The sequence below is a fragment of the Pseudomonas sp. LBUM1662 genome (assembly GCF_059695915.1).
In genome coordinates this window covers 4,459,740-4,481,715 of record NZ_CP166793.1, presented here as the reverse complement: position 1 = coordinate 4,481,715, position 21,976 = coordinate 4,459,740, and the positions used below count along the sequence as shown (strand labels likewise).

23 protein-coding genes and 1 tRNA gene are annotated in these 21,976 nt (G+C 57.2%); 14 read left to right on the top strand and 10 right to left on the bottom strand.

The annotated features are described in order from the left end of the window. Positions 1-13: 13 nt before the first annotated feature. The 6 genes from pheT (at position 14) to ACA049_RS20260 (ending at position 5,599) form a co-directional block, all read left to right on the top strand. Entirely contained in the window at positions 14-2,395 is a 2,382-nt protein-coding gene (gene pheT / locus ACA049_RS20285; RefSeq protein WP_497329295.1) for a phenylalanine--tRNA ligase subunit beta, read from the top strand. A gap of 3 nt (positions 2,396-2,398) precedes the next feature. Then, positions 2,399-2,701 (top strand): integration host factor subunit alpha, encoded by a 303-nt coding sequence (gene ihfA, locus ACA049_RS20280; RefSeq protein WP_002553164.1) that lies wholly within the window; start codon positions 2,399-2,401, stop codon positions 2,699-2,701. Then, on the top strand, positions 2,682-3,038 hold the full coding sequence (locus ACA049_RS20275; RefSeq protein ID WP_003179985.1) for a MerR family transcriptional regulator: 357 nt from the start codon (positions 2,682-2,684) through the stop codon (positions 3,036-3,038). The genes ihfA and ACA049_RS20275 overlap by 20 nt, the downstream gene beginning before the upstream one ends. Before the next feature lie 89 nt (positions 3,039-3,127). Continuing rightward, a tRNA-Pro gene (locus ACA049_RS20270) sits at positions 3,128-3,204 on the top strand. 308 nt (positions 3,205-3,512) lie between these two features. Beyond that, positions 3,513-4,133, top strand: a complete 621-nt coding sequence (locus ACA049_RS20265; RefSeq protein WP_497329293.1) for a TetR/AcrR family transcriptional regulator — start codon at positions 3,513-3,515, stop codon at positions 4,131-4,133. A 194-nt stretch (positions 4,134-4,327) separates the two neighbouring features. Continuing rightward, entirely contained in the window at positions 4,328-5,599 is a 1,272-nt protein-coding gene (locus ACA049_RS20260) for an OmpP1/FadL family transporter (RefSeq protein WP_497329291.1), read from the top strand. A 91-nt stretch (positions 5,600-5,690) separates the two neighbouring features. Here ACA049_RS20260 and ACA049_RS20255 read toward each other — a convergent pair whose 3' ends face one another. Then, positions 5,691-7,148: an efflux transporter outer membrane subunit gene (locus ACA049_RS20255; RefSeq protein WP_497329289.1), complete on the bottom strand. Its 1,458-nt coding sequence runs from the start codon at positions 7,146-7,148 to the stop codon at positions 5,691-5,693. Between the two features lie 217 nt (positions 7,149-7,365). On the opposite strand from ACA049_RS20255, the gene ACA049_RS20250 reads away from it, so the two are divergent. From ACA049_RS20250 to ACA049_RS20235, 4 genes are all read left to right on the top strand, one after another. Then, positions 7,366-8,475 carry an efflux RND transporter periplasmic adaptor subunit gene (locus tag ACA049_RS20250; protein ID WP_497329287.1) on the top strand — a complete coding sequence of 370 codons (1,110 nt, stop codon included), beginning with the start codon at positions 7,366-7,368 and terminating at the stop codon, positions 8,473-8,475. Continuing rightward, a complete protein-coding gene (locus ACA049_RS20245) occupies positions 8,472-11,585 on the top strand; it encodes an efflux RND transporter permease subunit (protein ID WP_497329285.1) in 3,114 nt (1,037 codons plus the stop codon). The genes ACA049_RS20250 and ACA049_RS20245 overlap by 4 nt, the downstream gene beginning before the upstream one ends. Before the next feature lie 262 nt (positions 11,586-11,847). Beyond that, complete coding sequence (locus ACA049_RS20240; RefSeq protein WP_497329283.1) at positions 11,848-12,270, top strand: RDD family protein; 423 nt, start codon at positions 11,848-11,850, stop codon at positions 12,268-12,270. 439 nt (positions 12,271-12,709) lie between these two features. Continuing rightward, a complete protein-coding gene (locus ACA049_RS20235; protein ID WP_497329281.1) occupies positions 12,710-12,916 on the top strand; it encodes a hypothetical protein in 207 nt (68 codons plus the stop codon). Between the two features lie 21 nt (positions 12,917-12,937). On the opposite strand, the gene ACA049_RS20230 is transcribed toward ACA049_RS20235, so the two are convergent. The 3 genes from ACA049_RS20230 to ACA049_RS20220 form a co-directional block, all read right to left on the bottom strand. Beyond that, the gene (locus ACA049_RS20230) at positions 12,938-13,210 is read right to left on the bottom strand and encodes a hypothetical protein (protein WP_497329279.1); all 273 of its coding nucleotides are present in this window, start codon (positions 13,208-13,210) and stop codon (positions 12,938-12,940) included. Positions 13,211-13,323: 113 nt separating this feature from the next. Continuing rightward, positions 13,324-14,031, bottom strand: a complete 708-nt coding sequence (locus ACA049_RS20225) for a metallophosphoesterase (protein WP_497329277.1) — start codon at positions 14,029-14,031, stop codon at positions 13,324-13,326. Positions 14,032-14,180: 149 nt separating this feature from the next. Then, positions 14,181-14,384: a hypothetical protein gene (locus ACA049_RS20220; RefSeq protein ID WP_497329275.1), complete on the bottom strand. Its 204-nt coding sequence runs from the start codon at positions 14,382-14,384 to the stop codon at positions 14,181-14,183. A 466-nt stretch (positions 14,385-14,850) separates the two neighbouring features. Here ACA049_RS20220 and ACA049_RS20215 point away from each other — a divergent pair, with 466 nt between their 5' ends. Beyond that, complete coding sequence (locus ACA049_RS20215) at positions 14,851-15,360, top strand: hypothetical protein (RefSeq protein WP_219095991.1); 510 nt, start codon at positions 14,851-14,853, stop codon at positions 15,358-15,360. 89 nt (positions 15,361-15,449) lie between these two features. On the opposite strand, the gene ACA049_RS20210 is transcribed toward ACA049_RS20215, so the two are convergent. Next, positions 15,450-16,097 carry a helix-turn-helix domain-containing protein gene (locus tag ACA049_RS20210; RefSeq protein WP_497329273.1) on the bottom strand — a complete coding sequence of 216 codons (648 nt, stop codon included), beginning with the start codon at positions 16,095-16,097 and terminating at the stop codon, positions 15,450-15,452. After that, positions 16,094-16,255 carry a hypothetical protein gene (locus tag ACA049_RS20205; protein WP_497329271.1) on the bottom strand — a complete coding sequence of 54 codons (162 nt, stop codon included), beginning with the start codon at positions 16,253-16,255 and terminating at the stop codon, positions 16,094-16,096. The genes ACA049_RS20210 and ACA049_RS20205 overlap by 4 nt, the downstream gene beginning before the upstream one ends. Positions 16,256-16,529: 274 nt before the next feature. Between ACA049_RS20205 and ACA049_RS20200 the strand changes: the two genes are divergently transcribed. The 3 genes from ACA049_RS20200 (at position 16,530) to ACA049_RS20190 (ending at position 19,189) form a co-directional block, all read left to right on the top strand. Then, a complete protein-coding gene (locus ACA049_RS20200) occupies positions 16,530-16,745 on the top strand; it encodes a TOBE domain-containing protein (protein WP_027921432.1) in 216 nt (71 codons plus the stop codon). Between the two features lie 181 nt (positions 16,746-16,926). Next, a complete protein-coding gene (locus ACA049_RS20195) occupies positions 16,927-17,946 on the top strand; it encodes an ABC transporter substrate-binding protein (RefSeq protein ID WP_497329269.1) in 1,020 nt (339 codons plus the stop codon). 16 nt (positions 17,947-17,962) lie between these two features. Beyond that, positions 17,963-19,189, top strand: coding sequence for an RtcB family protein (locus ACA049_RS20190; RefSeq protein ID WP_497336922.1), 1,227 nt, complete (start codon positions 17,963-17,965; stop codon positions 19,187-19,189). A 161-nt stretch (positions 19,190-19,350) separates the two neighbouring features. On the opposite strand, the gene ACA049_RS20185 is transcribed toward ACA049_RS20190, so the two are convergent. The 4 genes from ACA049_RS20185 to ACA049_RS20170 form a co-directional block, all read right to left on the bottom strand. After that, positions 19,351-19,779: a YajG family lipoprotein gene (locus tag ACA049_RS20185; protein WP_497329267.1), complete on the bottom strand. Its 429-nt coding sequence runs from the start codon at positions 19,777-19,779 to the stop codon at positions 19,351-19,353. A 117-nt stretch (positions 19,780-19,896) separates the two neighbouring features. Then, positions 19,897-20,310, bottom strand: coding sequence for a VOC family protein (locus ACA049_RS20180; RefSeq protein WP_497329265.1), 414 nt, complete (start codon positions 20,308-20,310; stop codon positions 19,897-19,899). 143 nt (positions 20,311-20,453) lie between these two features. Beyond that, positions 20,454-21,059, bottom strand: coding sequence for a TetR/AcrR family transcriptional regulator (locus tag ACA049_RS20175; protein WP_497329263.1), 606 nt, complete (start codon positions 21,057-21,059; stop codon positions 20,454-20,456). Continuing rightward, positions 21,046-21,897 carry a 3-hydroxybutyryl-CoA dehydrogenase gene (locus ACA049_RS20170; protein WP_497329261.1) on the bottom strand — a complete coding sequence of 284 codons (852 nt, stop codon included), beginning with the start codon at positions 21,895-21,897 and terminating at the stop codon, positions 21,046-21,048. Before ACA049_RS20170 ends, ACA049_RS20175 begins: the two co-directional genes overlap by 14 nt. Positions 21,898-21,976: the final 79 nt, after the last annotated feature.

Sequence of the window (21,976 nt, the reverse complement as noted above, 5' to 3'; positions counted from 1 at the left end):
TTAGGAGAGCAGGATGAAATTCAGTGAACAATGGCTGCGTGGCTGGGTAAGCCCGCAGGTAAGTCGCGACGAGCTGGTTGCTCGTCTGTCGATGGCCGGTCTTGAGGTCGACAGCGTTACGCTGGCCGCCGGTGAATTCAGTGGCGTGATCGTGGGCGAGGTGCTGAGCACCGAGCAGCACCCGGACGCCGACAAGTTGCGCGTTTGCCAGGTCAGCAATGGCTCGGAGACTTTCCAGGTCGTGTGCGGTGCGCCAAACGTGCGCCCGGGCCTGAAGATCCCGTTCGCCATGATCGGTGCCGAACTGCCGGGCGACTTCAAAATCAAGAAAGCCAAGCTGCGGGGCGTTGAGTCCAACGGCATGCTGTGCTCGCAAGCCGAGCTGCAAGTGGGCGAAGGCAACGATGGCCTGATGGAGCTGCCGGCCGATGCGCCGGTCGGTCAGGACATTCGTGAATACCTGAGCCTGGACGACGCCAGCATCGAGGTCGACCTGACCCCGAACCGCGGCGACTGCCTGTCCCTGGCCGGTCTGGCCCGTGAAGTCGGCGCGCTGTATGACGCTGAAGTCACCCGTCCGGTGGTGTCTGCAGTGCCAGCCGTGCACGACGAAGTGCGGTCGATCGAAGTGCTGGCGCCAGCCGCTTGCCCGCGTTACCTGGGTCGTGTGATCCGTAACGTTGATCTGTCCAAGCCTACGCCGTTGTGGATGGTCGAGCGCTTGCGTCGCGGCGACGTGCGCAGCATCGACGCGGCTGTCGACATCACCAACTATGTGATGCTGGAGCTGGGTCAACCGCTGCACGCGTTCGATCTCGCCGAAATCAATGGCGGCATCCGCGTGCGCATGGCCGAAGAAGGCGAGAAGCTGGTACTGCTCGACGGTCAGGAAGTCAGCCTGCGTAGCGATACGCTGGTGATTGCCGACCACACCCGCGCGTTGGCAATCGCTGGCGTCATGGGTGGCGAGCACAGTGGCGTTAACACCGCCACCACGCGTGACGTTTTCCTGGAAAGCGCGTTCTTCGATCAAATTGCCGTTGCTGGCAAGGCCCGTTCCTATGGCCTGCACACCGATGCCTCGCACCGCTACGAGCGTGGCGTGGATTGGCAGCTGGCCCGTGAAGCCATGGAGCGCGCCACTGGCCTGCTGCTGGAAATCACTGGCGGTGAAGCCGGCCCGATCATCGAAACCGTCAGCGAACAGCACCTGCCGAAGATTGCTCCGGTCACCCTGCGTGCGCAGCGCATCACTCAGATGCTGGGCATGGAAATGGAGTCGGCCGAAGTCGAGCGTCTGCTCAGCGGCCTGGGCCTGAAGATTTCTGCCGATGGGGCAGGGCAGTGGCGCGTTGAAGTGCCAAGCCACCGCTTCGACATCAGTCTGGAAGTCGACCTGATCGAAGAGCTGGCCCGTCTGTACGGCTACAACCGTCTGCCGGTTCGTTACCCGCAAGCTCGCCTGGCGCCGCAAGCCAAGGCCGAAGCGCGTAGCGATCTGCCGGAACTGCGTCGTCTGCTGGTGGCGCGTGGTTATCAGGAAGCGATCACCTACAGCTTCATCGATCCGAAACAATTCGAGTTGTTTAATCCGGGTGTCGAGCCGTTGCTGCTGGCCAACCCGATCTCGAACGACATGGCGGCCATGCGCTCGTCCCTGTGGCCCGGTCTGGTCAAGGCGCTTCAGCACAACCTGAACCGTCAGCAGGATCGCGTCCGTCTGTTCGAAAGCGGCCTGCGTTTCGTGGGGCAGCTGGAAGGCCTGAAGCAAGAGCCGATGATTGCGGGTGTTGTTTGCGGTAGCCGTCTGCCGGAAGGCTGGGCTCAGGGCCGCGATGTCGTGGATTTCTTCGACGTCAAAGCCGATGTGGAAGCGGTGCTGGGCTTTGCCGGTGCACTGGATTCGTTCACGTTCGTACCGGGCAAACACCCTGCGTTGCACCCGGGTCAAACCGCGCGCATCGAACGTGAAGGTCGTTTGGTTGGTTTCGTCGGCGCTATCCACCCTGAATTGTCGAAAACCCTCGGTCTCGATCGCCCGGTTTTCGTATTCGAGCTGGTTCTGGCCGAAGTGGCATTGGGAAAAATGCCTAAATTCCAGGAGTTATCGCGCTTTCCTGAAGTGCGTCGTGACTTGGCGCTGATTGCAGCCACGGACGTTGCGGCCAGCGCCGTACTGGACGTAATCCGTGAAAATGCAGGCGAATGGCTCACAGACCTCAGGCTATTTGACGTGTATCAGGGTAAAGGCATTGATCCTGATAGAAAAAGCCTTGCAGTCGGCTTGACCTGGCAGCATCCATCGCGCACTCTTAATGACGATGAGGTGAATACCACGACGCAAAACATCCTCACCTCGCTCGAACAAAGGTTGAACGCCACGTTAAGGAAGTGACGTATGGGGGCTCTGACGAAAGCTGAAATGGCGGAACGTCTGTATGAAGAGCTGGGCCTGAATAAACGGGAGGCCAAGGAATTGGTCGAACTGTTTTTTGAAGAAATCAGGCACGCTCTTGAAGACAACGAACAAGTCAAATTGTCCGGTTTCGGCAATTTCGACCTTCGGGACAAACGCCAGCGGCCTGGCCGCAATCCGAAAACGGGTGAAGAAATCCCGATCACGGCTCGCCGTGTGGTCACCTTTCGTCCAGGGCAGAAGTTGAAGGCCCGAGTTGAGGCTTATGCTGGAACCAAGTCATAACGACGAGCTACCCGTCATCCCAGGCAAACGCTACTTCACCATTGGTGAAGTCAGCGAGCTGTGTGCAGTAAAACCGCACGTGCTGCGCTATTGGGAGCAGGAGTTTCCTCAACTCAACCCCGTCAAACGCCGCGGAAACCGCCGGTATTATCAGCGCCAGGACGTGCTGATGATCCGGCAGATCCGCGCGCTTCTTTACGATCAAGGGTTCACCATCGGCGGCGCGCGTTTGCGTTTGTCTGGTGACGAAGCCAAAGACGACACCACCCAATACAAACAGATGATTCGGCAGATGATTGCCGAGTTGGAAGACGTGTTGGTTGTCCTCAAGAAATAATTTCCTGCTTTTGAATACTTCCAGTTTTCAAAAGCTTGCGATATATTCTTGAGCGTTCTTCGAGGAGAGGAACGAGTTTCACGCCTAGTCGGGGCGTAGCGCAGTCCGGTAGCGCACTAGCATGGGGTGCTAGGGGTCGAGTGTTCGAATCACTCCGTCCCGACCATTATTCCTGAGTGAAATCAGACACTTAAGCCGATCAGATGGATCGGCTTTTTTGTGTCTGCGCAAAAACCGAGTAAAACTACCCGGTGATTTCGCTGATATTCAGTACAGCCCACTTCGTTACCAGCGAGGCGCGGGTTAATTAGCATTAGCGACGAACTCGTGGAGCGCTAATCCGCCCTGTTCGATGACTCAAACGTCAGCCCATTTCAAATCTGATCAGCTATGGTTTCCGAATGTTCGATTCGTGACGATATTTCCTGTTGGTCACAATTTGTAAGTCCTCGATAGGGTGAGTAAGCTATTCCCATGAATCAGCCATCAATATCTTCGCCCAGCTTCCGTGGCCCAGCCGATCACGACATTCGAGATCAGATTGTTGCTGCGGCCAACGAACACTTCAGTCAATACGGCTATGGCAAAACCACGGTTTCCGACCTGGCCAAGGCCATCGGGTTTTCCAAGGCTTACATCTACAAGTTCTTTGATTCCAAGCAAGCAATCGGTGAGGCCATCTGCGCTAATTGTCTGGCAGAAATCGTCGCGACTGTGGAACAGGCTATCAATGTAGAAGGCCTGTCTCCTACGGAGCGCTTTCGACGTTTGGTCAAAACTGTTATCGCTACAGGTGTGAATCTGTTCTTTAACGATCGAAAACTCTATGACATCGCAGCGTTCGCGGCGTCGGAAAGCTGGCCCAGTACAAAGGCTTATGACACACAGATCAAAAGCTTCGTGTCACAAATCGTTCGGGAGGGGCGAGAGATTGGCGAATTTGAACGCAAGACTCCGCTGGATGAAACAGTAGAAGCGATACATCTCGCGCTGCGACCCTTCGTCAACCCTTTGCTGCTGCAGTACAACCTCGATTTCGTCGAGGAGGCGCCCATGCTCACTTCCAACCTCATCTTGCGCAGCCTCATGCCTTGACCTTCGGCTAGAGGTTTACGGCTCCCCGGGTAAGCAACAGTTCATCAAACGTCTTTTCACTTGGCCCTTCTGCCATTCGGCGAAGGGCCTTTATTTATATGCGTTGTGACCATTGACTGAATTGGTCACATGAATAAATATGGCGGTCCGTCGCATCTACTGCGTCATCTCAGTGATTCCATAGAGTCCAAACAATGAAAAAAATAGTGCTCAAGAGCCCATGTGGCCTTGCTGTCTTGCTCGCATCCTCAAACGTTTTTGCAAGCGGCTTCGCTCTTAATGAACAGAGCATCAGCGGGATGGGTTCGGGGTTTGCCGGTCGCTCCTCTTCTGCTGAAGATGCGAGCACGGTGTTTGGTAATCCCGCGGGAATGTCTCGCCTGAAAAGAGAGCAGGTCGGCGTGGGAGCTGCGACGCTTTTTGCCAAGTCCGACATAAACCATACCCGCAGCACATTCGGTGGCCAGGAAGATGGCGACATGGTGCCAACCACCACCGTTCCTATGGGGTACTACGTCAAACCCATCGATGAGCATTGGGCGTTCGGTGTTGGTTTTTATGTGCCTTTTGGTCTGATGACTGACTATGGCAGTGGTTTCGCCGGGCGTTACTACGCTAACAAAAGCGAGGTCACGACCCTCACGTTCCAGCCCACTATCAGCTATGCCTTCAACGATAGAGTTTCAATCGGGTTCGGTCCGACCATCAACCGAATCAGCGGTGAGCTGTCCGGTATGGTGCCCAATCCACTTAGCCCTGGTCGCAATGACGGAAAACTCAAAAGCACGGGTGACGACACGGCCGTCGGTTTCAACGCCGGTATTCTGGTGCAGGCGACAGATCAAACCCGTTTGGGCATGACCTACCATTCCAAGGTCAGTTATAAATTGGATGCCAAGACAAAGGTCACTGACGGCATCTTCAGCGTGTTGGGGGTCAGTGGCCGCAGTTATGACGCTTCGCTGGATGTGGATACTCCAGAGTCCGTGGATTTCTCGGTGACTCATCAGCTCAACAACGACTGGACCGTCTACTTGGGGAGTACCTGGACTCGCTGGAGTCGCTTCAAAGAGTTAACCATCGAGAACACCGGTTTGCCCCCTGCGTTGAGCGGCGCGTTGGGCACCATTACCGAAGAGCAGAATTGGCACGATACGTGGGCTCACGCTATCGGGGCGGCGTATCAACTGAACAACCAATGGGTGCTTCGCGCAGGCTTTTCAGTTGACCAGTCGCCCACCAACAACACCAATCGTGGACCGCGCATTCCTACGGGCGACCGGAAGGTTGTCAGCTTCGGTGCTGGCTGGACGCCGGCGGACAATGTCACGATAGATGTCGCCTATTCCTATCTGTGGGAGGAGAGCGTTCAGATCAACGACACCTCGGCGACCAGAGGTGCATACAGTGCCAAATATAAGAACAGTGCGAGCGGGCTTGGGACTTCTGTGAGTTACCGCTTCTGATTGAGTGCTGTTACACGATAGATGCCGGGTCGGGAGTAAGCCTTGCCTCCCGACTTTTAAGAACGCATCTCGGGGCTTTCCCCCTCAAGCTTCATCGATTTGTCACTGTGACATCCCAAGGTTGCCAACCACCACCAAGTGACTTGAATGCTGCTACCGCCGCTCGTGCAGATTCCGTTCGTGCTTGTGCCCGCGCGTCGGAAGCCTGCAGCAGCGTCTCGTCAGCGTGCAGGACATCGATCAGGCTGGCCGTGCCTTTCTCATAGGCTATGAATGACGATTGGCGAGCCTGAGTAAGAGACGTCTCTCCCTTGGCGAGGATGGTTGCTTGAGATTCGCTATTCACCAGTGAGGAGATTGCGTTCTCGACATCCTCGGTAGCACGCAGAACAGATTGACGGTAAGCGGCCAGGGTTTCGGCTTCCTGTCCTTTGGCTTGGTCGATCTGGGCGTTAATGCGACCGAAGTCGAAGAGTCTCCAGCGCAGTCCCAGTACGCCCGCCGATTGGCTGGCGCCGCCGGTAAAAAGATTGCCTGCGGATACAGCGGTGGCACTGCCCAGCAATGCACTAAGGGAGAACTTCGGGTAGTACTCGGCAATCGCCTCTCCGATGCGTGCGTTTGAAGCCGCAAGACGGCGCTCAGCCACAATCAGGTCCGGTCTGCGGCGCAGCAAATCAGCCGGCGTTCCCATCGCCTTCAACGGCGGCGCCACAGGGATGCTTGCCGCCATTGTCAGTTGCGTGCGGTGGGTGCCTGGTGGCGTGCCGAGCATGACATCCAGTGCATTCATCGCCGCATCCAGACCGGTCTGCAGGGCCGGTACTGTCGCTTGGACCTGCGCCAAGGTCCCCTCGGTCTGACGAATCTGATAGTTGGCGGCGAGCCCCTTGCTGTAGAGCAATTGGACTTTCTCCAGTAGCTCCTGCTGCGTTTTGACTTGTCGATTCGCTATGTCCAGCCGGGTTTGCAATCCGCGGACAGTGATGTAGATGTCGGCGGTCTGCGCTGCGACGGCCAATCGTGTCGCCGCGACGCCCGCCCGGGATGCCTGATACTCGGCCAGAGCGGCCTCGCGTCCGCGTCGCAGGCCGCCAAAGACATCTGCCTCCCAGCTGGCATCGAGGTTGACCTCGTAGGAATTTCCGTACCGATCATAGCCAGGTGTTGAATTCAACACCTGGCCGAGTGGCGTCTCGATTGACTGGTAGGAGCGCGCGGCCTGGCCGCTGATATTTCCCGAGGGCAGTAACGCGGCGTTTGCAGCACCTAGTCCGGCCCGCGCCTGAGTGACTCGCGCCGACGCCTGCGCCAGGTCCAGATTCTGCTCAAGCGCCTTGGAGATGAAGTCGGTTAGCACTGGATCTCCAAAGCCTTCCCACCAGGCTACAAGGCTGGTCGGCGTCGCTCCACGCCGCTGTTCGACAGAAGGCTGGCCCAAGTAACGATCCGACAGCGGAGCGTCTGGATGATGGTAATCCGGACCGACCGCGCAACCTGCCAATAAACCGGCGCTGACCAAAAGTGCAATTGGAGGGAGGGGAGGCATTGAGATTCCTTCAATAGAGGATGTTTGTGACCATAATACGTAGTGGTCACACTCTGTCAATTGACGTGATTTGAGCTAAGTCCGTTTCACTCCAGTATTCATAGTGTTTTCTAATCTCGCCTTGAGAAGCTTGACGCTTCAAGATTGGTGACCATTGACGCAGATGGTCACCGCATTGAGAATATGACGCTCGACCTATTTTCAAATAAGGGAACCTATGCGCCGGCTTCGACCTTTCCCCATTGCCGCTTGCTTGTTGCCTCTCGTCCTGACGGCATGTGGCGACTCCTCCACCGTTGAAGATCCGCGCACGCATGCTCCTCTGGTCAGGTCCGCAGCGGTTCAGGGTTCCTCCGATGCCTCGCGTTCTTTCACGGGGGTCGTGGCTGCCCGCGTCCAGGTCGACCTGGGTTTTCGGGTATCAGGCAAGGTGCTTGAGCGTCTGGTTGATACCGGTCAAACCGTTAATCGTGGTCAGCCACTTATGCGCCTCGATCCCATCGACCTGGGGTTGCAGGCGCGTGCACGGCAAGAGTCGGTCATAGCCGCTCGGGCCCGAGCCAGGCAAACAGCAGATGACGAGGCTCGAAATCGCGACCTGGTCGCCGCAGGCGCTATTTCTGCATCGGCTTACGACCAGATCAAAGCCGCAGCGGATACCGCGAAGGCGCAACTCAGCGCCGCTGAAGCGCAGGCTGATGTAGCCCGCAATGCTTCTGGTTATGCAGCGTTGTTTGCCGATTCCGACGGTGTTGTGGTGGAGACGCTTGCCGAGCCCGGGCAAGTCGTCAGCCCAGGGGAGCCCGTGGTTCGATTGGCGCGGGCAGGTCAGCGCGAAGCGATCGTGCACCTGCCCGAGACGTTGCGTCCCGCAGCAGGATCCACCGCGCAGGCGACGCTTTATGGCAGTGCCACAGGCGCAGTTACAGCGAGGCTGAGGCTGCTTTCTGATTCGGCTGACCGTATGACGCGCACCTTTGAGGCGCGGTATGTACTTGAGGGGGCGCTGGCCAATGCACCGATAGGTTCGACGGTCACGCTTCGGATCGCTGAGGGCGCCGCGCAGGGAAAATCGATGCAGGTGCCGATTGCTGCCGTTTATGACCCGGGTAAAGGCACTGGCGTGTGGGTCATCGTCGGCGCACCTGCGAAGGTGGCTTGGCGGCCTGTTCAAGTCTTGGGCTTGAGCGACGACTCAGCGCGAGTCGCAGGCGATCTCAAGGTCGGCGAGCAGATCGTGGCGTTAGGTGCGCACCTGTTGCGCGAGGGTGAAGAGGTGAGACTGCCTCAACAGGATGACGCCAAAGTTGCCGGGGGTCGTCCATGAGCGAAGGTCGCTTCAATCTTTCTGCGATCGCCGTTCGTGAACGCTCCATCACGGTGTTTCTGATTTTCCTGATTGCCGTCGCGGGCATCTTGTCGTTCTTTCAACTGGGCCGTGCGGAAGATCCTCCGTTTACGGTCAAGCAGTTAACAGTCATTACTGCCTGGCCGGGCGCCACGGCGCAGGAGATGCAGGATCAGGTAGCAGAGCCACTCGAAAAACGCCTGCAAGAACTGAAATGGTACGACCGCACTGAAACCTACACCCGTCCCGGCCTCGCCTTCACGATGGTGTCATTGCTCGATAGCACGCCGCCCTCACAAGTGCAGGAAGAGTTCTATCAAGCGCGTAAAAAGCTCGACGATGAGGCCCGCAAACTGCCAGCGGGAGTCATCGGGCCAATGGTCAACGACGAATTTTCAGACGTGACCTTTGCGCTGTTCGCTTTGAAAGCCAAAGGCGAGCCGCAGCGACTTTTGGTGCGTGATGCGGAGTCGTTGCGCCAACAACTGTTACATGTGCCAGGCGTGAAGAAGGTCAACATTATTGGGGAGCAACCCGAACGTATCTTTGTTTCTTTTTCCCATGATCGGCTGGCCACCTTGGGCATTTCTCCACAGGACATCTTTGCCGCGCTGAACAATCAAAACGTGCTCACGCCCGCCGGTTCCATCGAAACCAATGGGCCTCAGGTCTTCCTGCGGCTGGATGGCGCCTTCGATAAGGTGCAGAAGATTCGTGACACGCCCATTGCCGTTCAGGGGCGCACGCTCAAACTCTCTGACGTGGCGACGATCGAACGTGGTTATGAAGATCCCGCAGCCTTTCTTGTGCGCAATAACGGTGAGGAGGCCTTGTTGCTGGGGGGCGTGATGCGCGAGGGCTGGAACGGTCTTGACCTCGGCAAGGCGCTGGACGCGGAGACGGTCAAGATAAATCAAGGCATGCCGTTGGGCATGACGCTCTCCAAGGTCACTGATCAATCCGTGAATATCAGCTCGGCGGTCGGCGAGTTCATGGTCAAATTCTTCGTCGCGCTGCTGGTGGTGATGCTTGTGTGTTTTCTCAGCATGGGCTGGCGGGTAGGGGTTGTGGTCGCTGCGGCTGTGCCGTTGACGTTGGCGGTGGTGTTTGTGGTGATGGCGGCCACTGGAAAGAACTTTGATCGTATTACCCTCGGCTCGTTGATTCTCGCGCTCGGACTGCTGGTGGATGACGCCATCATTGCTATCGAAATGATGGTAGTGAAAATGGAGGAGGGCTACGACCGCATCAAAGCTTCAGCGTATGCCTGGAGTCATACCGCCGCGCCGATGCTCTCCGGTACGCTGGTGACCGCTATCGGCTTTATGCCCAATGGCTTCGCGCAGTCGACAGCCGGCGAGTACACCAGCAACATGTTCTGGATCGTGGGCATCGCCCTGATTGCTTCCTGGGTGGTCGCGGTAGCTTTTACCCCGTACCTGGGCGTGAAGATGTTGCCGGACATCAAGCAGGTCGAGGGTGGTCACGCGGCCATCTACAACACTCCTAACTACAACCGCTTCCGCCGGATTTTGACGTGGGTCATCGCTCGCAAATGGTTGGTAGCCGGCACTGTTATCGCTTCGTTTGTCGTGGCGATCCTCGGCATGAGCCTGGTCAAGAAGCAGTTCTTCCCGACCTCGGACCGTCCAGAGGTTTTGATTGAAGTACAAATGCCTTATGGCACCTCCATTGAGCAGACCAGCGCCACCACCGCCAAGATAGAGGCCTGGCTGCAACAGCAGGCTGAGGCAAAAATCGTCACCGCTTACATCGGGCAAGGCGCGCCGCGTTTCTATCTGGCGATGGCGCCGGAACTTCCTGATCCGTCCTTCGCGAAGATTGTGGTGCTGACGGACAGCCAAGAGGCGCGTGAGGCCCTCAAGTTCCGTATCCGCGAAGCGGCGGCTGAGGGACTTGCACCAGAAGCGCGGGTCAGGGTGACTCAGCTTGTATTTGGTCCGTATTCGCCATTTCCTGTTGCCTATCGGGTAATGGGGCCGGATCCGTCAACGTTGCGCGAGATTGCCGGCCAGGTACAGGACGTGTTGCAGTCGAGCCCGATGATGAGAACCGTCAACACCGATTGGGGGCCGCTGACGCCGACGCTGCATTTTGCTCTGGATCAGGATCGCCTGGAGGCGGTGGGGTTGACGTCAAATTCAGTCGCGCAGCAATTGCAGTTTCTGCTGGCCGGAGTGCCGATCACCGCGGTTCGTGAAGACATTCGCTCGGTACAGGTGGTGGGCCGCGCAGCGGGTGATATCCGGCTCGATCCCGCCAAGATAGAAGGCTTTACGCTGGTCGGTACGGCGGGTCAGCGGATTCCGTTGTCTCAGGTGGGAGCAGTCGATGTGCGTATGGAGGATCCGATCCTCCGCCGTCGTGACCGCACACCGACCATCACCGTGCGTGGCGACATTGCCGAAGGTTTGCAGCCACCGGACGTCTCGAGCGTGATCTCGAAGACGTTGCAACCTGTCATCGACAAGCTGCCTGTCGGCTACCGGATTGAGCAGGCGGGTGCAATCGAAGAGTCGGGCAAGGCCGGTAAAGCGATGTTGCCGTTATTTCCGATCATGATTGCCATGACGCTGCTGGTCATCATTCTGCAGGTTCGTTCGATCTCGGCGATGATCATGGTGTTCCTCACCTCACCACTGGGGTTGATTGGTGTGGTGCCGACATTGCTTATCTTCCAACAGCCGTTCGGTATCAACGCGCTGGTCGGTCTAATCGCACTTTCAGGCATCCTGATGCGCAATACGCTGATTCTGATTGGGCAAATCCATCACAACGCGCAAGAAGGGCTGGACCCCTTTCACGCAGTGGTCGAAGCCACGGTACAACGTGCCCGCCCGGTACTACTGACAGCACTCGCCGCCATCCTGGCGTTCATTCCGCTGACACACTCCGTCTTCTGGGGGACGCTGGCCTACACACTGATCGGAGGCACGTTCGTCGGCACCATAATGACGCTGGTGTTCTTGCCAGCGATGTACTCCATCTGGTTCAAGATCCGTCCTGTCAACAAAGGGTCAACTGAAGCAGCGAAAAGCCTGCATCATGGTCGCGCCGGTGCGGCGTAGGTCATGCGGCCGTCCCGACCATATAATTTGATGACTAAGGCCAGTGTTCGCAGCACTGGCCTTTTTCATGTGCGTGAGATTTGCGTGACTCCTCGATTTTTCACGTCTGCTTCCTCTTCAAAATTATAAGTACCGGTCCATGCGAATCGGTTGCTGATACCAAACTTTGGCCCACCGTTTTCCAGCGCTTCGCTCGCGTACGCTAAATATTCTTTGTGCGGCGCCGATATCTCTGATCCACATACCAACGGAGTGTCAACGCATGGAAGTCAGCAATACCCAAGGCGAGTATCAGAAGCCCAAGAACCTGGCTGGTCTGGGGCGTCGATGGGGAGGGCAAATGATTGACTCCTTTATCACTGTATTTCTCTTTTTCTTCATAGGGCGATCAGCCGATTTTGTTGGCTTGCCGTCAACTGTGGTCGGCGCGCTCGCTCTCGGCTCAGGCGTGGCGTATTACCTGTTTTCCGATGCAATGCCGAACGGCCAAAGCCTTGGCAAAAAGTTGCTGGGCATGTCAGTGATTGATGAGCGCAGCTACCTCAGCTGTAATCTCTATCAATCTTTCATGCGAAACATCACAACGCCTTTCCTGAGTATTTTTGACTGGATATTCATTTTTTTTGGCTCGCGGAAACGATTGGGCGACATGATCGCATCGACGATCGTGATTCGGTCCAAGTAAAGATTAATGCATCGGCGCCGGACTTAAATGGAATTGAAGATATGCACACCTCACATTGCGAGCCTCTTGCTGGCGACGTTTCTCTTGGGATGTAGCAGCGCCCCAAAGGAAAAGACTGAATTTGAGAAGCAGGTCGACGCGGTGCCAATGCCCACGACCGAAGCTGACCGCCTGGAGCAATGCAAGAACCTCAGTAACATGTATCTCTTCGAGTTGCTGGGCTCTGGCGATGCGATGGGCGTTTCGTCACTGTTCCAGTCTCGACAGCCTTCGAGGGCCATAGCCCTCCACCAGCGTATGATCTCGATAAACTGCACCAGAGCAGAAAGACAGCCGTGGCTGGCGTTATAAGCTCAACGGATCAGATTAGTGCGTTCCAGTGGTCGATACGCTTGAGCGGGCAACTGAAGCAAACACCTCCCGGCAAAAGGGTTACTCAATGCCGAAGAAACAACCGGAAAGCAAAGCAGCGACTGCTGCTGAAATCGAGCGCTCCATCCAGGCTTTGAACAAAATGGCAGAACGCCTTTGGGGCGAAGGCCGGGAAGTTGAGGCGAAAGCCCTCCTCGATGCCTTGGACTCTCTGAACCGAGCACTGGATCGAATCAGGATTGGCGAAAGTCGCAGGGTTGTGACGCTCCATTAATGCGGACTAGGGGCTCACCGCTTACTGCTTCGGCTTTGTTCCCTCATTGCCCGATCCACTCGAGCTGGCGGCATCTTTTTCAATCTCCTCCGACTCCGCACCAGAATTAGACCCTGCTGCTTCCTCACCCTTTTTGTCTGCCTTTTCCTTGTTGGACTCTCCCCCCTGGTTAAGCCCCGGGAGGGCACTCGGTGGGATAGTTGCGTCCTCCGTGACCTTCTCGGCCGCGAGAGAGTAGAGCGAGCAGACCGACAGGAGTCCCGCGAGCATAAGAGCGGCAATTTTGTTGTTCATTTTTTGCGCCTACCGTGCGAGTGGATGTATGCATTTGAAGAGCGCGGCGGTTGAACGTGCTGATGCCAGGACGAGCGGTACAAGAGCGCGACACCTGAACTGACAAAAAAACGTCAAGCCGCAGCTTCGAGCGTATCGAGATCCAAAAGGGTGAAATAACCCACATCCGGCTTCCAGCCAGCCGTGTCGATATGAATCACATTGCCAAGCCTGACGGGTTTACGAACGGGTGTATGCCCAACGACCAGCGCGCGCAACCCCTCAACGCCCTGCATCTCCCGCCACTCGAGCCGGCTTCGTGACCACATGCAGCGGTTCTGCACCTGCATCAGCCGCTCGCTGCTCTCTGGCGATTTCAGTGCAACGAGCAGTTGCCCCCATGATGGAAACGGACAATCGGCATGCACGATGCCAATCAGGCCATGGGCTGTTTCGACTTCAATCGCGATAGGCAACTCGGCGAACTTCGCTGCGAACTCTTTCTGCTCGGACAGCGACAGGCCCGTAAACCATAAGCCGCCGTTGTAGATCCAGCTATCAACGTCGCAGGTATCAAAGTGAATCACGTAATCATCATGGTTGCCGCACACTGGGTGGAACCATGGCTTGGCCAGCCAATTGAGCGCGTCACGGCACTCGGGCCCGCGATCAATCAGATCGCCAACGCTGAACAGACGATCAACCGTGGGGTTAAATCTGGCTGCATCCACAGCACCCTGTAACCGAGTGAAGTGGCCATGTATGTCGCCGACGGCGAAATCCCGGCCAACCGTGTTTGCGGCGAAGCGCTTCACCCGCGTCATCGCTGAGATTTCGAACATCGCAGTGCCTCATCCGCCAATCGCCGGCAAGCTTGTGGTCAGTTGAGTTTAGGCCGCGTCGGCGCAAATCGCGGGGGGCATAAGGTAGATCACAAAGAATTAAAGAAAAACCCGGCCATTGCGCCGGGTTTTTTTCGTCAGGGTCAGCGTTAGTAGCCGGCCACCTGGGCGAGGTGGCTGTCCTGCGCCACACCGATGAAGTGCAGTGCAACGTGCGGTTGTTCATCGGGGGTGCGGATTTCAACGCTGCCGACTACTTGAAGGTGTCGCTCACTCAGCCCGGTCGACTCTTCTGCCTTTGCCATAGCCATTTTTCTCGCGTGGTTCGCTGCGATTTCATTGAGAGTTGACACGTTACATCTCCGGGGGGACTGACCAAGCATTGATTAGATGGCTGCCGCGTCAGAATTACGTCGTTCTGGGGCTGCCAAGACCGGCTTGTGCAATCGCTAAGCCAGACAGGGCCGCCAGATACGCGCCAGGTTTTGATATGCGACGAGTGGTTGTCGCGGACATTTTTTTCAGCCCCGGCATGGGCGCGCAAATAGATGACGCTGGTTAGAACGATTATTTCCTTCGGTTATTTATATAGGCTTCTGGCGCATATCCATAACCATGGAAAGCACGTTGCGACTCGCTTGGCGTCTGTCATCCAAGCCACCTGTTCGTTGTGACAGACATGAGTGTCCAGCTGATTCCGTTTGCGTTGCTTCAGCATTCATTCCAGCTGTTTGATCGCCATCTTGTTGTGAGTGGGCCATTGCTTAGAATCCGCTCCATCAGCTTTGTCCAACTATCAATCCTTCAGGGAGCCACACCATGATGAACGCCATGCAGATGCAAATGCCGATGAACGCCAACATGCCGATGATGCCGATGATGGGCATGCCGATGATGATGGCGACCATGAGCTGCGAAATGATGGACGACGGCATGATGTGCAAGATGATGCCGGCCGCTGGCATGGACATGGCCATGTTCAAGAACAGCGCTGAAATGATGCAGATGATGATGAACTGCGGCATGCCAATGATGATGCACTGCGGCAACATGAGCATGATGTGCATGTCTCAGTCGGCCATGGCCATGCCGATGATGAACATGATGATGCCAATGCCGATGATGGGCATGCCGATGCCATCGATGAAGTGCGTGATGGAATGCACCCTGATGGCCGACTGCATGATGTGCAAAATCATGCCGATGGCCGGCATGAACATGGACATGATGAAAAACTGCTGCGCCCTGATGATGAAAATGATGAACGACTGCAGCATGCCGATGATGATGAGCTGCAATGGCATGCCGCTGATGTGCTGCACCTGCTGATCGTCTAAGCAGTCATCAAAACGCCCGGCTAATGCGGATTAGCCGGGCGTTTTGCGTTTGATCTTCGTAGGAGCACGGCTTCGGTGTTTTCAGTCCAGGCGTTCCGGGTAGGTCACCACCAGATACGCCACCGCTTCACTGTCCGCCGGGTTGCGATAGCGGTGAGGCTGGTCGGCATAAAACAGGATCGAATCACCGGTGGAAAGCAGATAGCGCTCATCGTTGACGCTGATTTCCAGCACACCTTGAGCCACTACCAGGTTCTCCTGGACACCAGGTCCATGACCCTCGGAGACGTCCTCCCCCAAAGGGCTCAGCCGCAGTTCGTAAAACTCTGATTGGCGCGCTACGTCGAAAGGGAACAACGCGCGGCTGACAAACGCGCCGCTGGCACTGACCAGGCGTTTGCTCTGGCTTGCCGACAACACCGCCACACCTTCGAAGGCCCGATGCTCAAGAAACGCGGCCACCGACACCTTCAATCCCTTGGCGATTTTGCACAGCACCTTGATCGAGGGCACGCTGCGTCCTGACTCGATCTGCGCGAGCATCGCCCGGCTCACACCGCATTGGCGGGCAAGGGCGTCGAGGGACAGATGACGCTTGCCTCGCAGGCGTTGCAGGTTCTGCGCGACCCGCTCGCAGATCGGGTCTTCTTCCAGTTGCTCCAGGGAATTCAAATCCAGCACAGGTTCGTCCGCGCTCGCCAGAAAGCGCGAGGGTTCGTTCGCGTTCACGCCTGACGTGTCTCGGTCGACTGGCATGCCTGAACCCACTGATAAGCCTGCAGGCCGGCGTTGCGTGCGTACATTTCCCACATGGCCCGTGCCCGTTGCTGAGCCTGTTTGCGTTTGCGGTAGCTGGCGAAGTCGATGAGGTTGTCAGTCGGATTCATGGGGCACTTCACTGTGGATGAATGACGGGATGAGCTGAGACTACGCGGATATTTTTATAACGATAAATACTGATTATCTATTTATTAATTCTTTTTGGTTCTTATCTACGGGGAGAATCAACCCGACCTTCAGGCCGTTTGCAAGCAGCTCTTGATATTCCTAAAAAGCATAAATAGATAATTATATATTCCTTTTGTTGTTTGTTCGGGTGGTGCACTTTGAAGGCCTGCGCATCCATGCGGATGTGTCCGACACCAGACAGGAAGCCTCAACATGACCATCAAAGCGATCAACGTCCGCAACCAGTTCAAAGGCGTCATCAAGGAAATCGTGCAGGGCGAAGTGGTGTCCGAAATCGACGTGCAAACCGCGTCCGGCATCGTCACCTCGGTGATTACCACCCGTTCGGTGCGCGACCTTGAATTGAAAGTGGGCAGCGAGGTGATTGCCTTCGTCAAGTCCACCGAGGTCTCGATCGCCAAGCTCTGAAGTGCCCGTTCGAAGTCCAGCATCTGTGGCCTCGGCAAATGCCGGTAACGACGAAAATCCTGTGGGAGCGAGGCTTGCCCGCGAAGAATCCACCGCGGTTTTTCAGGTATTACGCGTCATCGTTCTTCGCGGGCAAGCCACGCTCCCACAGGTTCTGCGTACCCAAAACGTTGAGGTTTTCATGGCGACTCCCTTCAAGCGCTCCGCGTTTACCCTGCTGGCCGCCTCTGTGGCGGCGGTGAGTGCATTACTCAGTCCCGGCGTTCAGGCCGAAGGCAAAATCAGCATTGCCCAGCAATTTGGCATCGGCTACCTGATCCTCGATGTGATGCGCGATCAGCAACTCATCGAGAAACATGGCAAGGAGCAGGGCCTCGACATCAAGGTCGACTGGAACAGCATCTCCGGTGCCACGGCGATGAACGAGGCGCTGCTGGCCGGTGCGCTGGATGTGGTGTCAGCCGGGGTGCCGCCGATGCTGACGATCTGGGACCGGACCAAGGGCAAACAAAACGTCAAGGCCATCGCTTCGCTGGGGTCGATGCCCAACTACCTGCTGACCAATAACCCGAACGTAAAAAACCTCAAGGACTTAACTGAAAAGGATCGCATTGCCGTTCCAGCGGCGGGAGTCGGCTTCCAGTCGCGCACCTTGCAGATCGAAACAGCCAAGCAGTTTGGCGCTGAGCATTACAAAAAGTTTGACGACATCTCGATCAGCCTGGCCCACCCGGATGCGACGTCGGCGCTGATTGCCGGCGGCTCGGAGATCAATTCACACTTTTCCAGCCCGCCATTCCAGTACCAGGAATTGCAAAGCCCCAACGTGCACAAGGTGCTGAGTTCCTACGACGTATTGGGTGGCCAGGCCACGTTCAACGTGCTGTACACCACCGAGAAATTCCACGACGAAAACCCGAAAACCTACAAGGCGTTTTACGCTGCGCTGGCCGAGGCCGAAAAAATCATCAAGGCCGACAAGCCCGCTGCGGCCCAGACCTATATCCGCGTGGAGCAATCGAAACTATCCTTGCCTTTGGTAGAGAAAATTGTCGCCGACCCCGAAATCGACTTTACCGTGGTGCCACAGCGCACCTTTATCTACGCCGAGCAATTGCAAGCGCTAGGCGTGCTGAAAAACAAGGCAGACAGCTGGAAAGATTACTTCTTTGAGGAAGCACATGGCGGTGCAGGCAGTTGAGAAAATACCGGACATCATGCAAAAGCAGAGCTACCAATTGCTGGAAGTCGCCAACGGCAAACCGATCAAACTCTGGACCGAAGGCGTCCCGGTAGAAAACGAAGCCAGGCAGCAATTGATCAGCACCGCGAAGATGCCGTTCATCTTCAAACACCTGGCGGTGATGCCCGACGTGCATCTGGGCAAGGGCTCGACCATCGGCAGCGTGATCCCGACCGTAGGCGCGATCATTCCCGCTGCTGTCGGCGTCGACATCGGCTGCGGCATGATCGCTGCGCGTACGTCGCTGACGGCCAGTGATTTGCCGGACAACCTGCACGGCTTGCGCTGCGCGATCGAAAAAGCGGTGCCCCACGGCCGCACCGTTGGCCGTGGCGTTCGCGACAAAGGCGCCTGGGACAGCGTTCCGAAACAGGCCGATCAGGCCTGGGCTGCGCTGAACCCACGGTTCAAGGTGATCACCGACAAGTACCCGAAACTCACCAATACCAACAACCGCGGACACCTGGGCACGCTGGGCAGCGGTAACCACTTCATCGAGGTGTGCCTGGATGAAACCAACCGGGTCTGGTTCATGCTGCACAGCGGTTCACGCGGGGTCGGCAACGCCATCGGCAACCTGTTTATTCAACTGGCTCAGGCCGATATGCGCCAGCACCTTGCTGATCTGCCGGACCGTGATCTGGCCTACTTCAAGGAAGGCAGCCGGCATTTTGATGATTACGTAGAAGCCGTGAATTGGGCTCAGGACTTCGCCAAACAGAACCGTGCATTGATGATGCACGCGGTGATTCAGGCTACGAGGAAAGTGATCAGCAAGCCGTTTGAAGTCGCTCTGGAAGCGGTGAACTGCCACCACAACTACGTGCAGAAAGAGCGGCACTTCGGCCAGGATATTCTGGTCACCCGCAAGGGCGCGGTGTCGGCACAGAAGGGCGAGTTGGGGATCATTCCGGGATCGATGGGCGCGAAGAGTTTTATCGTTCGCGGGCTCGGCAACGAGCAATCGTTCTGCTCTTGCAGCCACGGCGCCGGTCGCGTGATGAGCCGCACCAAGGCGAAAAGCCTGTTCACCGTCGAAGACCAGATCCGCGCCACCGCCCACGTCGAGTGCCGCAAGGATGCATCGGTGATCGATGAAATACCGATGGCCTACAAAGACATCGACCACGTCATGCACGCCCAGCGCGAACTGGTGGAAGTGCTGCACACCTTGCGGCAGGTGGTGTGCGTGAAGGGGTAGTAGATCAACGTCAAAAGATCGCAGCCTCGTTTCACTCGACAGCTCCTACAGGAATACGCGTGCACCCCTCGATGGTTTCAACCCCACGCGCCCACGTCGATACAGGAATACGCATCCCAATGTAGGAGCTGTCGAGTGAAACGAGGCTGCGATCTTTTGATCTACCGATACTTGATCACAATCCCCTTGAGTTTGCGCCCCTCGATGGTTTGTACATCGCGAGCCCACAGCGGCCCGTTGACATAAGCACCCACCGCCTGGATATGGTCGTAGACCACTACCACGGCATCACCACCAAGCTTGGCAGCCTCGTCCCGCAGTTTCTCTTCGACCTGGGTGATAGGCGGTGCGGGATCAACACTCGCATCGATCAACACTTCACCCAATCGCACATGGGGACGAAGCGGTTCGGTGCGCAACACCACGACCTCGCTGGGCAGCGTCGGCGCAGGATGCTCGACGCCCACATACGCGGTGGTCTGCGCATCGACGGTGGCGCAACCACTCAGCGCGAGAAGGGTGGCAGCGAGCCCTCCCGCCAGCAGTGACAGTTTCAAACGGGTGGACCAGAGCGCGTCATGAGCAGGCATGGTGGTTTCCTCCAAAGGGTCGCTGCTAGGCGGGGTGGCTTGTTGACGGTAGCAGACGGCCCGGGAGTTTCCACAAAGCCCAACCCTTTCAGGGTGGGCTTTTTCATGCATGAACAGTCATTGATCCTTTTCGCAATTGACCATCCACGACACACCGAAGCGATCCACCAGCATTCCGAAACGCGCCGCCCAGAAAGTCTTTTCCAGTGGCATTTGCACGTTGCCGTCTTCCGCCAAGGCGCCAAAGACACGCTCGGCTTCGGCAATGCTGTCGACATTCAGCGAGACCGAACACCCGCTCATGTCATCAGTCGGGCGATCCGGTGTGGTGTCCGACCCCATGATTGCCTGATCGCCCACCGCCAGACGGGTGTGGATGATCAGGTTGTGCAGGTCCGCGGGAAAATGTTCGCGCGCCGGGCTTTCGCCGAAGGTCATCATCATTTCGATCTGGCCTTGCAGGGCTTGCTCATAGAAGGTGAAAGCGGCTTTGCAGTCGCCGTTGAAGATGAGGTAGGGATTGATTTTCATGTTTTGCTCCCGGTAACCGTGGGGCTGGAGACCCACATTGGCCTTTGAAGTGACTCCAAGTAGCAAAGCGTTAGAGGCGGGGTTGTGCCGGGTTTGTTTAGACGTTTTTTCTATTGAAGAGGCGAGGCTTATTGCCTCAACAATCAGGCCACCGCACGCGTGGCGGATGGGGAGCGCAGCAGGCGCTCGACGGCACCGGTCACCAGGTTTTCCAGCAGCTCGTCACGCTGCGCTTCATCCAGCGGATGCTGCCCCAGCCAGCCGGGGGCGCTGTTGAGGAGGTTGGCGATGGCGTGTCCGGCGGCAATCAAACCCTGTTCGCCGAGACGGGGCGGGGCGCCGAGCATCTTCAGCAACTTACGCTCGTATTGCTCGCGCAACTGGCGAACACGCGCTTGTTGCTCGTCGTTCAGGCAGCCGCTGTCGCGTTCCGCCAGGCGAAAATGCCACGGCATTTCCCGGTGCAGATTCAGGTGTGCGCGAATCAGGTTGGGCAGTTTGTCGCGTTTGGCCGAGGCCTTTTGATCGATGCGCCCCAGGGTCGACAACAGTTCCTCGTAGAACTCCTCGATCAGGTCGAGCAGCAAGTGCTGCTTGCTCGGGTAATGGTGATACAACGAGCCCGGGGACAGCCCCAGGCACGTGGCCAGCTCACGCATGCCGACCTGCCCGAACCCCTTGCTGGCGAACAACTCCAGCACTTTGTCCCGGTACTCGGCGAAGCGCGAGCAACGCTCAGGCATAGGCATGGAAGCCACGTCCTGTCTTGCGTCCCAGGTAGCCGGCGGCGACCATTTCCTTGAGCAATGGAGCGGGGCGGTATTTGCTGTCGTTGAAGCCGTCGTAGAAGGCTTCGAGAATCGCCAGCACGGTGTCCAGGCCGATCAGGTCGGCCAACGCCAGCGGGCCAATCGGCTGGTTGCAGCCCAGGCGCATGCCGGCGTCGATGTCTTCGGCGCTCGCCAAACCTTCCTGAAACACCAGGATCGCTTCGTTGATCATCGGCACCAGAATGCGGTTGACCACGAAGCCCGGGCGGTTGCCGGCGGTAATCGCGGTTTTGCCGAGGGTGGTGGCCATGTCCAGCGCGAGGGCGTGGGTCGCGTCGCTGGTTTGCAGGCCACGGATCACTTCGATCAGGCCCATCACAGGCACCGGGTTGAAGAAGTGCAGGCCGATGAAACGCTCAGGCTGGGTGACGCTGGCGGCGAGTTGCGTAATCGACAGCGATGAAGTGTTGGAGGCGATCACGCACTCGGTGCTGACCTGCGCGGCGATCTGTTGCAGCACGCGCAGCTTCAGGTCGAGGTTTTCGGTGGCGGCTTCGATCACCAGCTGCACGTTCTGCAGGCTGCTGTAATCGGTGCTGGTGCGGATCCTGGCGAGGGCGTCGAGCTTTTGCGACTCGGTCAGGGTTTCCTTGGCAATTTGCCGGTCGAGGTTCTTGCCGACGGTGGCCAGGGCCTTTTGCAGAGCGCTGTCGGAGATGTCGATCAAGGTCACGTTGAAGCCGGCCAGCGCGCAGACTTGCGCGATGCCGTTGCCCATGGTGCCCGCGCCGATCACGCCAATGTTTTGCAGATTCATGTGCCGTCCTTCCGATCAAACCCTGCGATACCTTGGCCGCCGCAACGGCCGAAGGCGTACTATTGGCCGCGAGTCTAGA